The organism is Streptomyces sp. NPDC001890, from assembly GCF_042891445.1.
Taxonomy (GTDB): Bacteria; Actinomycetota; Actinomycetes; order Streptomycetales; family Streptomycetaceae; genus Streptomyces.
Map to the genome: position 1 here is coordinate 620249 of NZ_JBIATE010000001.1, position 13115 is coordinate 633363.

At 69.7% G+C, this 13115-nt stretch carries 13 protein-coding genes; 6 read left to right on the forward strand and 7 right to left on the reverse strand.

The window, feature by feature from the left end; genetic code table 11:
- Positions 1–11: 11 nt before the first annotated feature.
- Positions 12–812 (forward strand): hypothetical protein, encoded by an 801-nt coding sequence (locus ACFYY1_RS02665; RefSeq protein WP_388579836.1) that lies wholly within the window; start codon positions 12–14, stop codon positions 810–812.
- Between the two features lie 82 nt (positions 813–894).
- On the opposite strand, the gene ACFYY1_RS02670 is transcribed toward ACFYY1_RS02665, so the two are convergent.
- Both ACFYY1_RS02670 and ACFYY1_RS02675 read right to left on the reverse strand, forming a co-directional pair.
- The gene (locus tag ACFYY1_RS02670; RefSeq protein WP_388579839.1) at positions 895–1161 is read right to left on the reverse strand and encodes a DUF397 domain-containing protein; all 267 of its coding nucleotides are present in this window, start codon (positions 1159–1161) and stop codon (positions 895–897) included.
- A complete protein-coding gene (locus tag ACFYY1_RS02675) occupies positions 1121–1969 on the reverse strand; it encodes a helix-turn-helix transcriptional regulator (protein WP_388579842.1) in 849 nt (282 codons plus the stop codon). The genes ACFYY1_RS02670 and ACFYY1_RS02675 overlap by 41 nt, the downstream gene beginning before the upstream one ends.
- Positions 1970–2054: 85 nt before the next feature.
- Here ACFYY1_RS02675 and ACFYY1_RS02680 point away from each other — a divergent pair, with 85 nt between their 5' ends.
- Positions 2055–2492: an ATP-binding protein gene (locus tag ACFYY1_RS02680; RefSeq protein WP_388579845.1), complete on the forward strand. Its 438-nt coding sequence runs from the start codon at positions 2055–2057 to the stop codon at positions 2490–2492.
- A 184-nt stretch (positions 2493–2676) separates the two neighbouring features.
- Here the strand turns inward: ACFYY1_RS02680 and ACFYY1_RS02685 are convergent, their stop codons facing one another.
- The 4 genes from ACFYY1_RS02685 to ACFYY1_RS02700 form a co-directional block, all read right to left on the reverse strand.
- Positions 2677–4737, reverse strand: a complete 2061-nt coding sequence (locus ACFYY1_RS02685) for an SPFH domain-containing protein (protein WP_388579848.1) — start codon at positions 4735–4737, stop codon at positions 2677–2679.
- Positions 4734–6116: a TIR domain-containing protein gene (locus ACFYY1_RS02690; protein WP_388579850.1), complete on the reverse strand. Its 1383-nt coding sequence runs from the start codon at positions 6114–6116 to the stop codon at positions 4734–4736. Before ACFYY1_RS02690 ends, ACFYY1_RS02685 begins: the two co-directional genes overlap by 4 nt.
- A gap of 41 nt (positions 6117–6157) precedes the next feature.
- Positions 6158–6709, reverse strand: a complete 552-nt coding sequence (locus ACFYY1_RS02695; RefSeq protein WP_388579853.1) for a toll/interleukin-1 receptor domain-containing protein — start codon at positions 6707–6709, stop codon at positions 6158–6160.
- A 202-nt stretch (positions 6710–6911) separates the two neighbouring features.
- Positions 6912–7736 (reverse strand): serine hydrolase domain-containing protein, encoded by an 825-nt coding sequence (locus ACFYY1_RS02700; protein WP_388579856.1) that lies wholly within the window; start codon positions 7734–7736, stop codon positions 6912–6914.
- A gap of 258 nt (positions 7737–7994) precedes the next feature.
- Between ACFYY1_RS02700 and ACFYY1_RS02705 the strand changes: the two genes are divergently transcribed.
- A complete protein-coding gene (locus ACFYY1_RS02705; protein ID WP_388579859.1) occupies positions 7995–8456 on the forward strand; it encodes a MerR family transcriptional regulator in 462 nt (153 codons plus the stop codon).
- Complete coding sequence (locus tag ACFYY1_RS02710) at positions 8456–9472, forward strand: aldo/keto reductase (RefSeq protein ID WP_388579862.1); 1017 nt, start codon at positions 8456–8458, stop codon at positions 9470–9472. The genes ACFYY1_RS02705 and ACFYY1_RS02710 overlap by 1 nt, the downstream gene beginning before the upstream one ends.
- A 16-nt stretch (positions 9473–9488) precedes the next feature.
- On the opposite strand, the gene ACFYY1_RS02715 is transcribed toward ACFYY1_RS02710, so the two are convergent.
- Positions 9489–10535, reverse strand: a complete 1047-nt coding sequence (locus tag ACFYY1_RS02715; RefSeq protein ID WP_388579864.1) for an alpha/beta hydrolase — start codon at positions 10533–10535, stop codon at positions 9489–9491.
- Between the two features lie 247 nt (positions 10536–10782).
- On the opposite strand from ACFYY1_RS02715, the gene ACFYY1_RS02720 reads away from it, so the two are divergent.
- A complete protein-coding gene (locus ACFYY1_RS02720) occupies positions 10783–12288 on the forward strand; it encodes a helix-turn-helix domain-containing protein (protein ID WP_388579867.1) in 1506 nt (501 codons plus the stop codon).
- A 257-nt stretch (positions 12289–12545) separates the two neighbouring features.
- The gene (locus tag ACFYY1_RS02725; RefSeq protein WP_388579870.1) at positions 12546–13031 is read left to right on the forward strand and encodes a hypothetical protein; all 486 of its coding nucleotides are present in this window, start codon (positions 12546–12548) and stop codon (positions 13029–13031) included.
- The last annotated feature ends 84 nt before the right edge of the window (positions 13032–13115 follow it).

The window sequence follows — 13115 nt, forward strand, 5'->3', positions numbered from 1 at the left end:
GAAGGCTTCTGATGCGCGCACGCGACTTCGACCGCACACACGGCGCCGCTCGTGCGCGTACGCAGGTGAGGCGGCCGGAGACGGAGGAACTCCCCGAGCACCTGCCGCTGGCCCTTCAGAGCAGCCTCGGCAACGCCGCCGTCGTCCAGCTGCTCCGCCAGGACGCCGCCTCCGGCACCGGCAGCGGCGCGGGCCCCACGCCGGTACAGCGTGCCGGTGACTGGAAGAACAACCCGACGAAGAACGCGCTGGCCGCGGAGAAGGCGGCCAACCCGGGCAACGCACTCGTGCACACCCTGCACCACATCGTGCCCAAGTCGCTGCTCGAAAAGTTCGCCGGGCTCCTCACCGCGACCCAGCTGACCGACGTCGTGACGGCCCTGGCGCCGGTCGCCCCGACGGCCTTCACGAGCAACAGCGCCCAACTCAACGCAGTGTCGAAGGCGCTGAAGAACGTTCCGGCCAACTTCGCGCTCGGTCCCGAACCGGCGGTCAGGAACGACGACCCGGGCAGCAGCGGACCGGACCTCAACTTCACCGGGGACGGCGCCATCACGCCCCGGTCCGAACAGCTGGAGCGGGTCTACGACTTCATCGACGCGAAGGTCAGCGCCGGAGCGGCGGTCGCCCAGGCGGATCTGCAGAGCGATTTCATCGATCCGTTGCGGCAGGCCTGCATCGAGCACAACGCGGTGATCGCCAGTCTCGGCCTCGCCAACGGCGTGGGTCTCGACCCGAACCGGACGGACTGGTCGGGTGACGCCGCCACGCGGTCCCGGCACCGGACCCACATGATCGAGCCGCTCGTCTGACGAAGACAGACGAAGACGAAGGGGGCCGGGACGACTCCAGGTCGTCCCGGCCCCCTTTGCCGTGCGGGTCTTGGCGGTGCCGTCAGACGAGCCCGCCCACGAACGTCCGCCAGGCATCGGCCCCGACGATCAGGACCGGGCCGTCCGGGTTCTTGCTGTCGCGCACGGGCACGGCGCAGGGAAGGCCGTCGACCACCTCGACGCAATCGCCGCCGGTGTTGCCGCTGTAGCTGGACTTGCGCCAGGTCGCGCCACCGGTGACGGTGCACTCGACGCATTCGCCGCCGTTGGTGCCGCTGTACGACGACTTACGCCACTGTGCTCCGGTCAGATTCTGACTGGTCCCCATAGCGTTCCTCCATCACACGAGCGATCAATGTCGCCGAGTCCTCGGGGGAGAGGGCTGTGGCTTGCAACCGAGCGTAGCCGACCGAACGTTCCTTGATCAGCTGGGGATTGGCGGTCATGTGCCCTTGGTCGTAGCTCTCCACGTAGAAAAGGTCGGGGTCGTCCTCGAACCTGAGCAGGGTAAACGAGCCCATCATTCCCGTGTGCTGCCCGACGGAGAACGGGAGCACCTGGATCTGGACCCAGGGGTTGTCGCGGAAGCCCAACAGTCGGGCCAGTTGGGAGCGCATGACGTCGCGTCCACCGACCTCCTGGAGGAGCGCCGCCTCGCTCAGGACGACCCACAGCGCGGGCGGATTCTCGCCCCGCAGAATCCTCTGGCGATCCAGGCGGGCCGCCGCCATGTCATCGACCTTCTCCGGATAATCGACGCCCAGCAGCGCCCGCGCGTAGCCCTCCGTCTGCAACAGCCCGTGGACCAACTGCGCCTGGTACGTGGAGATGTACGCGGCCTTGGCCTCCATGTCCGCGTAAGGCTGGAACCAGGTGGGCAGCTGGCTGCGCAGGACCAGGCCGACCAGCCGCGAGAACACGCCGTCCGTGCCGAGCGCCGCGTCCACCCGCTCGGAGAAGTCGCGGGTGGGGATCTTCTTCGTCGTCTCGATCTGGCCGATCAGCGAGCCGGTGCAGAAGATGATGTCGCCGAGCTGGCCCTGCTTGAGGTTGTTGGCCTCGCGCTGACGGCGTAACTCCCAGCCGTAGTAGTCCAGTGGGGAGGCGTTGGGATCAAGCGTCTGGATGTTGGCCACGGCGGGGCACCTCCGGCGTTCAACGCCTCGCGGCGTTCGTTTCCGTACGTAGCCGAGCGTAATCAGTCCGCTGCACGCTGGTGACATGAATCACGTAATTGATCCGCGGGCCGGGGATGCAGCGGAGCCGACCTACCATGCCGACTTCGCGATGGGCGAGCACTCGGCCCGGCATCTGCGCCGCATCCTGCGCCTGTACCTCACGGGCTGGGGCCTGCTCGAAGTGGCCGACGCGGCCGAGCTGGCGTTGACCGAGCTGATCGCGAACGTCGTGCGGTACGTACCCGGCCGTCGCTGCCAGACGTTCATCTTCCTGCTCGCGGCCGGTGGTGTGCGCGTCGAGGTCGCCGACAGCTGCCCGGACGTGCCGAGGATGGCCGTGGGGGATGAACTCGACGAGGGCGGACGCGGGTTGGTGCTGGTCGATGCCGTCACCGACAAGTGGGGCGTGGAGCCGCGCCCGGACGGGCGCGGCAAGACGGTGTGGTTCGAGTGCCTGGCCGCGAAGGCGGCCGACCGATGATCCGCCGCCGGGTCACGGGGCATGAGCACGCTCCGTCGGCGGGTCGCGCATGACCGCCAAGGTGGGTGTGCCTTTACGACGTGACAGGTGAGGGGGTGAGTGTCACGTCGAGCGGAGAGGGTGCGTGGCCGAGCGCGCACAAGCACGCACCATCCGAACCAGGGTCCCAGGCGGTTCGGTCGCCCTACCCGGCGTCCCTCGGGACGTCCCGGACATCGGCCTGGGCCGGGAGATCTGCCTGGGGCGGGAGGTCTGCCCGGGCGTCCCCCTTGGCCAGCGAAGGCCGGGCGTCACCGGTGATCGCGTCGTCCCCGTGCAGACTCCGCATCTTGTCCAGCAGCTCTTCCAGCCGCGCGATCGGCTGCGTCTCCAGGTAGGCGGAGAGGTCGCCGCCTCCGATGAACTGCGGAACGGGTGCCTTGGTGATCTCCGCGAGCATCTCCAGCACCATGACGTTGTTCAGTCCCAGTACGTCGATGCGGGCCTTGAGGTCCAGGGCCATGCGTCGGCTCTCGGCCTGTACCCGCACCACGTCGATGGCGTCCTCGCGTTCCGCGTTGGCCAGTTCCAGGTCGAGCAGCTCACTGCGCATCTGCTCGTGGGCCGGCTTCTTGAGGATCTCGTTGAGCATCGGGTCCTCGGCCCTGAACTCACCGAGGGTGGTGTTCCGGACCTCCACGCCCCATTCCTGCAGCGCGTTGCGCACCTGGGAGGCCAGGTCGGTCCGGGTCTCCGCGTACGCCTCCAGGAATTCCCTGACGGTGGCCGCGGCTGCGATCTCGTTGAAGTACGAGGCGACGATGGCGCCCAGCACCCGTTCCACGAATCGCTGGACGGGGAGCGGGTCCGGGTCGAGACCGCCGAGGCCCGTCGTCTGGCTGCCGCCGTTCTTGCTGACCAGAATGGGCGCGGATGCCGGCGGAATCTGCAGTGTCTGGCTCATTTCCACGAGCAGCCGGTGGCCCTGGACGGTGACCGCGATCCGGCCCAGATGCGCGTCGTAGTTCCGGGACTCCGCCGGGGTCTTGTCGTTCCATTCCAGAATGAGCAGACGCGTCGGGATCAGCACGACACGGACGAAGTACGGATTGAGCGCACAGACCGTGCCCTCGCGGAGGGTTTCCTCCTGCACGCCCCGGTGCCCACCGTTCCGCAGGAACACCCACGGCAGTTGAAAGCCCTGATGTCCGGGAATGCGCGGCCCGAGCTGATCGGACGAATCCGGCTCCGCGCCGTCGAGCGTGATCACCACTCCGGTGTAGCCGATGGGAATGGAGATCTCCTGCAGGTGCTGGGCCGTCAGTCCTCCATCCTTCTTCCGGAGATTGTTGACGGTGACGACCTCGAACAGTGCCGGATTGATGTTGTAGTAGGCGCCTCCTTGCAGAATGGCCAACTGCCTGCCCTGTTCACCGCCGTCGGCGAGGAACCGGCCGCCGTTCTGGAAGTTCTCGCACTCCACGTGCGGGCCGAAGAGACTGCCGGGCGGCCGGAGCCCGCCCGCTTTCGCATTCACCAGGCCGATCGTTCCCGGGGGGACGTGGACGCGGTCCACCTGTTTGACCTTGAAGAGTTTCGTATTGATGTCGTAGGTCTGGCCGTGGGCCAGTGTGTCGACCTGCTTGCCCTGCTCCCCGCCGTTCAGCAGAAAGGCCTGGCCGTCCTGGAAGTTGTCGCATTCCACGGACATGGCCACGGAGCGGTTGGCCGGCCGCGTCTTCCCCGCCTTGGCCGTGACCAGGCCGATCTTGTCCTCGGCCACCCGCGTCCGGGGTACGTACTCGACTTCGTAGAGCATGGGCATGAGCCAACTGGAACGGTCCGGCAGCAGCGTACGCGCAAGGATTCCCCGGGTTTCGTGCGGTGTGATGTGCCGGAATTCCGGATGGCTGGAGCCCAGGACCCGCCGCACGATTCCGACATGCTCGGCGGGGACGGTGCGGTAGCCGCTCCACGCACCGAGAACGGCAATCAGCAGCAAAACGGCCAGTACGACCAGGAAAATAACCAAGGGATTCACCTTCGACAACTCCCGACCGGTCAATGAAAGGAGGATCAGGATGAGGCCTGATTCCGCGCATCCGTTGTTTTTCCAGTTCTCTCCCTGTTCGTCGCGCATGCGGTGCTTGTGTGCAGCACGGCGGGCAAGTACGACGATGCCGAACAGGCCTACCAATACGTATCCCGCAGGCGTGCCGAAGTACACGGCCACACCGAACCCGATCAGGAAAACAACCAGATTCATCTGCTGTTCCTTCCGTTCCAGGGATGCAGTTGGACGGCCAGGACCGTGGCGGTCCACTGGTCGTACCAGTCGTGGAAGAGCCCGTTCTGAGGATTGCGCAGGGTGGGATAGAAACCGCTGCGAGGGCCGGGGCCTGCCAGGTCGGTGAACTCGCGGTAGGGCCGCGGCACCGCGGCGTCCGCGGAACTCCGCCAGCCGCAGGCCACCGACAGCGCGAGGAAGTCCGCGTGCCGCGCACGGCGCACCGGGCCCAGCGCCGCCTGTGCACGCAATCCCTGCCTCCCGTGCGAATGGTCCGCCCACACCGCGTCGATACCGGCCAGCACCGAGGAGGGAATCGTGCGTACGTGCCGCGTGCCCACCCACCCCTCGTCGAGCCGGTCCGCCGCCTCCAGGACGACGGCGGTGGTCTGGAGGTCGGCGTGCGCGAACTCCCCTTCGCGCAGATAGGCGTCCAGGCGTTCGAGGGAAGCGGCCGGTGGGATCCGTACCGTCCCCACTGCCGGGCGGGCGAGCGGGGCCGGGAACACCGGGAAGGAGACATCCGGCCGATCGCCGTCCAGGTCCCGCAGAAGGTCAAGTTCGGCCGGGCTCAGCAGCCGGCCGTCACGTGCGTCGACGTACCAGGTGTGCGCCAGGTGGTAGTTGCGTTGTCCTTCCAGCAGGACGGGGAAGAAGGGACGCTGGTGCAGCATTCCTTCGAGAATCATGCTGGTGATGTCGTCGGAATCCTGGGAGTGCGGCGACATCAGTACGACGACGGCCGCGGCAGCGGCCAGTTGCTGCCGGATCGTCCAGAACTGGGAATCCCCGGGCCGGAGATCGGCGGCCGACCAGACGGGCAGCCCGGCGGATCTCAACTGGTCGGCGAGCGCCAGGCCGTAGGCCGCGTCGGCCGCGGCATAACAGAGCACGAAGGCACGGCGGTCCGGCGAGGTGAGCGGGCGGGGCGGCGACGGCAGTGCCGCCGCCAGGTTCTCCTCCCGCAGCGGTGTACCGGAGCCGCCCGGCGCCTCGCGCTCCGTCTCGCCCAGAACGACTGTGAGGAGTTCCTCGACCTTGCCTTCGTATTCCCGCTCGTCCACGTTCCTGAAGTCGCGCCAGACCCGGTTGGCAGCGAAGGGCGGAAGGGTGGTGTCGCCGATCAGTACGGGAATGAACCGAAGGTTCCGCGCCGCTCCGGCCGTGGCCAGGGCCGCGTATTCCTCAAGTGCCCGCGGTGACGTCGCCGAAGCCGGACTGATGACCACGACGGCGCACACCGCGTCGCTGATCGCCGCGTCGGTGCGGTGCACGACCACGTCTCCGGGAAGCACGTCCCATTCGTCGAAGAAGACCGTCAGACCACGCCGGCGGAGACCGCCGGCCAGCCTTCTCACCCACGCGGCGTCCTCGTGGGCGTAGGAGAGGAATACGTCGATCAGGTGGCATCGCTCCGGGGCTGCAAGGCTCGCACCAGCATGGCGAGGCCGTCGTCGAACGGGGCGCTGTCCGGGTCTCGCAGATCCACCGGCCTGCGGATGCGGGCGAAGGGCGGTAACTCCACGTCCTCCACCAGCACGGGGACGAACCGTCGGCCGCCGGTGTGCACACGGTCGAGCAGGGCGGCGTACTCGTCGCGGATCGCGGCGTCGTTCATGGTCGCGGTGCTGAAGACGAGGATTCCGTTGGCCGAGGAGCTCAGAGCCGCTTCTTTCTCCAGACTCTCCACAAGACCGGGACCGATCCACTTGGCCAGAAAAACGCGCAGCCCTTCGGCGGAAAGCCGACCGGCCAGTGTTTCCGCCGCTCCGCTGTCCGCTTCGGCGTAGGAAATGAATACGTCATAACGCCCGCCCTGATTCACGGGAGGCGAGGCAGGGGCGGGAGACCGTCTGCGGGACATTCGGCCACGTACCTCGATACCGGTCGAGACCACCGCGGCGACCGTGCCGACCACGCCCACCACCAGCCCCCACTCCTCAAGACCCATACCGGAAAGGCTAGGGGCGGACCCGTGGGGTCCGCAGCCCGTCGGCCGGTCTGTCGCAACTCTTGGCGCGTTATGTGCGCTCCGTTGCGCATCGCGGGTCACCCTCGCGGGTGACGACGGGCGTGCTGATCGTCTTGACCGAGTCGTGGTGGTGGGGCGAGCCGGTCCGAGCCGGGACGCCGGGCGGCGACGGCGCCCCGCGTCAGCGGGCGGAACGCAGCTCCGCGAGCACCGCGTCCGTGAACGGCGGCCACACCTCGGCCGCCCACGGGCCGAAGGCCCGGTCGGTGAGCGCGACGCACGCCGCGCCCGCGACCGGGTCGATCCACAGGAAGGTGCCGGACTGACCGAAGTGGCCGAAGGTCGCGGGGGAGGACGAACTGCCCGTCCAGTGCGGCGACTTGGAATCCCGGATCTCGAAGCCGAGCCCCCAGTCGTTGGGGTTCTGGTGGCCGTAGCCCGGCAACACGCCCTTCAGGCCGGGGTGTACGACGGTCTGCGCGGCCAGCACCGTACGCGGGTCGAGCAGGCGGGGCGCCTGCACCTCCGCCGCGAACCGGACGAGGTCGTCGACGGTCGAGACACCGTCCTTGGCGGGCGAGCCGTCGATCGTGGTCGCCGTCATCCCGAGAGGCTCCAGAACGGCCTGGCGCACGTACTCGGAGAACGGGATGTCGGTGGCCTTGGCGATGTGGTCGCCGAGCACCTCGAAACCCGCGTTGGAGTACAGGCGGCGGGTGCCGGGCGCGGCCGTCGTGCGGTGCTCGTCGAAGGCGAGCCCGCTGGTGTGCGCGAGCAGGTGCCGCACGGTGGAGCCCTCCGGCCCGGCCGGCTCGTCCAGCTCGACCGCGCCCTCCTCGTACGCCACGAGCGCCGCGTAGGCCGCGATCGGCTTGGTGACGGAGGCGAGCGGGAAACGGTGCGCGGTCGGGCCGTGCGTACCGAGAACGGTGCCGTCCGCTCGTACGACGGCCGCCGCCGCGGTGGGAACGGGCCAGTTGTCGATCATCGCCAGGCTGCTCTGCATGCATATGAGCGTAACGGGCGGGGTCATCGGACCCTCGGTCGACCGGGTCGCCCGGTCCGCGCGGGGCCGACAGTACGCGCGGTCGACCGCGACCTGCCGGACGGGGAAAAGCCTTCGATCGGCAAACGCCGATCCGGCACCCTCTCCCGCATGACCACGTCACCCTTCATCCCCGGGCTGGAGCTCCCCCGCCTCTCCTGAGACCTGTCACCGATTGCGCTTGCTTCGAGTGCACTCCAAGGTTCTAGCGTGGAGGTCATGACGGTGATGGAGAGCACTTCAGTGAAGGTGGACGCCTGCGCCACGGCCCCGCAGCCGCATCCGCGTCCCGAGGGGCGGGACCGGTACACCATCAGCGAGGTCGTCGCCCTCACCGGGCTCACCGCGCACACCCTGCGCTGGTACGAGCGGATCGGGCTGATGCCGCACGTCGACCGGTCCCACACCGGCCAGCGCCGTTTCAGCAACCGCGACCTGGACTGGCTGGCGTTCGTCGGCAAGCTGCGGCTGACCGGGATGCCGGTCGCCGACATGGTGCGGTACGCGGAGCTGCTGCGCGAGGGCGAGCACACCTTCGAGGAACGGCAGGAGCTGCTGGAGGCGACCCGCCGCGACGTGCTGACGCGGATCGCGGAGCTCCAGGACACCCTCGCCGTGCTCGACTACAAGATCGACTTCTATGCGGGCGCCCGGCGGGCGCCGGAAAGGCCCAGTGCCTGATGACTGACGAAAAGATCACCACCGTGGAGCTCGGCAACGGCGGCCCGCAGGTCGGCGTGCAGGGACTCGGCTGCATGGGCATGAGCGAGTTCTACGGCGACACCGACGAGGCCGCGGCCCGCGAGACGCTGGAGACGGCGCTGGCGGCCGGTGTCACCCTCTTCGACACCGCGGACATCTACGGCAGCGGCGCCAACGAGACCTTCCTCGCCCCGTTCGTCGGGGCGCACCGGGACGAGATCACGCTCGCCACGAAGTTCGCCATCGAGCGCAGGGACGACGACCCGCACTACCGGGGCGTGCGCAACGACCCCGCGTACATCCGCAAGGCCGTCGAGGACAGCCTGCGACGGCTGGACACCGACGTCATCGACCTCTACTACATGCACCGCCGCGACCCGGCCGTCCCGCTGGCCGAGTCCGTCGGCGCGATGGCCGAGCTGGTCCGGCAGGGCAAGGTCAAGCAGCTCGGGCTGAGCGAGGTGACCGGGGCGGAGCTGCGCGAGGCGTACGCCGTGCACCCGATCGCCGCCCTCCAGTCGGAGTGGTCGCTCTTCAGCCGGGACGTCGAGCGCAGCGCCGTACCGGCCGCCGTCGAGCTCGGGGTGACTCTCGTGCCGTACTCGCCGCTCGGACGGGGGTTCCTGACCGGGGCGTTCACGGACGCGTCCAAGGAGCTGTCGGAGGGCGACTTCCGTAAGCACCAGCCCCGCTTCACCGGCGACAACGCGAAGAAGAACGCCGCCCTGCTGGAGCCCGTCCACAAGATCGCGGCGGCACACGGGGCCTCGGCCGCGCAGGTCGCGCTCGCCTGGGTGCAGCAGCGGGCCCAGGTGCACGGGCTGACCGTGGTGCCGATCCCGGGCACCCGCAAGAGCAGCCGGCTGCTGGAGAACGTGGCCGCCACCCGGCTCGTCCTGACCGCCGAGGAGCTGGCGCAGCTGGAGCCGATCGCCGGACAGGTGGCGGGGGACCGGTACCCGGACATGAGCTCGACGGCCACCGCCCGCGAGTAGCCGCTGCCCGCTCCGCTCACCGCGCCCTCTCCTCGGTGATCGCGGCGAAGGCGCGGAGCGAGTCCGTGCCCGGGGCGAAGTAGCCGGTGTGGCCCCGGGCGTCGTCGGCCGGGACCCGGCGTGCGCCGAACTCCGGGGCGGCCGGGTCGGGGCCGTGGCCGAGCCCCGCCAACTCGACGTTCGGCACGTCGTCGATCCAGTCCGTGGCGTCCTTCGCGGCCCATACCCGGGCCCCGGTGCGCAGATCGGCGACGTCGTCCGCGCGCATCCCGGGCGAGCCGAGGACCACCAGGTCCCTGGCGCGCAGCCGGGACGCGGCGAGCCCGCACACGACGGAGCCGTAGCTGTGGCAGAACACGGCGGGCGCGGGCACGCCGTCGGCCGCGAGGCCGTCCGTGAACCGGGTCAGCCGGCCGGCCCCCGCCTCGGCGAGCGACCCCGTCGCCGCGTCGACGCCGAGGCCCACGGGGGCGGTGTACCCGGCCCAGGCGACGACGGCGCTGCCGGGCCCGGTCCGGGCGTACAGGGCCTTCGCCATGCCCGCCGGAGTGCCGTACACATCGTTCGTACGGTCGAATGTCCCGGCGTCGATGTCCGAGCCCGGCACCACGACCGCGACATGGCGAGCGGTGCGCAGGTCCCCGAAGACCTCGGCGACCTGACCGCGTCCGCGCGGGTCGAACGCGAGGATCTGCCGCCGCCGGTCCTGTGCGAGGTGTGCGTACCGGGGGTCGTGACCGGCCTGCAGGGAAAGGGCGTTGGCCCGGTAGCGCAGCTCGACCGGAACGCCGTCCAGGTTGCCGACGACGAGCGGATGGCGTACGGCCAGGGCCTGTTGCTGCGTGGTGGTCAACCCCCGGAAGAAGCGCGCCACTTCGGCGGGTGTGCTGCGCCCGGGGTCGGGCATCTCCCGCCCCAGCGTGTGATCGGTGCGCCAGGCCGCCGTGCCCGGGGGCGGCCCGGTGAGGGCCTGCTGTGCGTTCCCGGACGCCCAGCCGGCCGTTCCCGTCACCACGGTGGTGGCCAGCGCGACCGCGACCAGAGTCCTCGCGTAACGGCGCATTCCGTCGTCCTCCCTCTCCGGTCGAACCGGCTGATCCGGTTTCCGTGCGCCGTTCGGCGCGACGGGAGGAAGTTAGGGAGAGGACGGGGCCGGGGGCGTCACACCACGGGGCCAAGTACGGGGTCATACCGGGGTAGGGCGTATGCGCTTCGAGTGAGCGGGTAGCCAGCAGAAGACCCTGGCCGCCCGCAGGGCCGGCCCTCCTTCGGGGCGATATGCCCCAGGACGACTCAGGAGGAACCTGAGCATGACGGACCCCATGACGCGCCGGCCCGCCGAGCGGCTCGACGAGTTCCTGTCCCTGGTCGGCCAGACGGCCTGGAAGCCGGACGCCGATCTCCGGATGATCGCCGAGTGGCTGCCGCGTGAGCTCGGTGCGGAAGTGGCGATCGTCAACGGCACGATGAAGACGGTGGAGTTGTCGACGTCCGGATTCTCCGAGCGCGTCCTGGAACACCTCGAACCGATGCTCGCACGGCTGACCACCGGGCGGGTGGCCTCGGCCGCCATGGACGTCGGGACGGCGCAGGTGCGGCTCGAAGCGGTCGGCACGGAGCTGCCGCGCCGGGTGCTGGTGCTGGTCAGCCCCGCCCCGCTGACCCGCCGGGCCGCTGCCCTGGCCTCCCACACCGGCGGGATTCTCGCCGCCCTGCACCGCGCCCGGGAGACCGACCGGAGGACCCGCGGCTACCAGCAGAAGGCGCACCAGCTGCGGATGGGCGTCTTGATGGCCCTTCAGGCGGGAGATCCCCTGCTGGCCCGCCGCATGACGATCGGCGCCGTGCCCGAGCTGCTCGAATGCGACCGGCTGCGCGTCCACATCCTGCGGTGCGGGAAGGACGACCGCGAGCGGATCGACCAGGCCCACCAGGACCCGTCCGGATACCACGGCGACGGCCTGATGGTGCGGTGCCCCGTCTACGACGAGCATCTCGTCTGCCTGATCGCCGACCGGGACCGGGACGGGAGCGGCGCCGAAGCCACCGACGGCCTGGCCGCGGTGCTCCGCGACCTCGTCGCGGACAACCCCCACTACGCGCTGGGTATCAGCGGCTCCCATCCGCTCCCCGCGACGGCCGAGGCGTACGAGCAGGCCCGGCACGCCCTCGCCGTGGCGTCCAACACCCGGGGGCGGGTAGCCGGTTACCACGGTCAGGAACCCCTGGAGCGGCTGCTGCCCCGGGCCGGGGCCATCGAGTGGGCCGGCTCCGTCCTCGGACCGCTGGCCGCCTTACCGGAGCTCACCACCGAGATCACCCGTCTCGCGATGCACTTCCACCGCTCAGGCGTGGCACGCATCCTGAACGTCAGCCGCAACACGGTCACCGCCCACCTCGGCCGCGCGCAGTCGGCACTCGGCCTGAACCTCCGCGACATCCGCTGCCGGGCAACCCTGGCCCTGGCCCTGGGTGTTGCCGCCCTGCACCCGGAGGTCGGGCGGACTTCCGCGCATGCGGACCCGCCCGCCCTGGAAGAGCTGTTGCGCACCCGGCCGGCGGCGGAGTGGGGCCGTACGTTCCTGGCGCCCCTCCAGGACGCCCGGTACCAACCCGTGCACCACACCCTGCGCGCCTGGATCGATGCCAACGCCGACGCCCAGCGGGCAGCCCGCCGTCTGGGATGCAGCCGGACCACCGTCACCGCGCATCTGCGCACCGCCGAGCGGCGGTTGACGCGGGATCTGCTGAGCTCGGGCTCGGGGGTCCACGACCTCGTCCACGCACTCAGTCTCGCGGGCGACTCCCCGCTCTGACGGCGCACCGCGTGTCGTGCGCCGTGCGTCGTGCGTCCTGCGCCGTGCACCGTGCGCAGTCGGGCGGGAACCGGGCTGTGCATCACGCCCTGCCTCGTGCCCGGATTGCGCAGCGTGCACAGCGCGGGGGCAGGGATTGGGCGGCGTGCACACAAATCGGTGCTTCTGGTCCTCTCGGCCGAGTGCTCAACTCGTTCCGAACAGCCCGTACTGCACAGCATCGGCCCACGGGGGCAGATGCAGAACGGAGAGAAATCATGTTCAGGACGAAGACAGCCCTTGCCGCCCTGGGGACCGCCGCGCTGCTTGCCGCAGGCGTCACGGCCACGACCGCCCAGGCGTCGGCGGACACCGCGTCGAGCGCGCAGATCCGCGGCACCAGCGGCTCGTCGATCGCCAACGCGAAGTTCGGGTACGCGCACGCCACGTGGACGTGGACGGGGCCCGGCAAGACCGGAAAGATCAAGGTCTACGTCAACGACCAGAGCTGCAAGGACGGAGACGACACGTTCGCGTTCATGCAGTTCCTGGGGGGCAGGTGGGGCAAGACCGTCACCGACGGGGAGAGCCGGGCCTGGAACGACAACGCGGACTGCGTCGGCAAGGGCAGGACCACGACGTTCCCCGGCTACACGGACACCTTCAACGTGCTGAAGGCCCGCGTGGTGGTCTGCAAGAACGACGTCTGGGGGACCGGCGACACCTGCGTCAAGGGCAAGTGGCACAAGAACCCGAAGGCGTAGCGGCCGAGAAGACCGGAGCGAAGGCGTAGGGGCCGGGTCCGCCGTCAGGGGGCGGACCCGGCCTTTCACCCTTCACCCTTTACC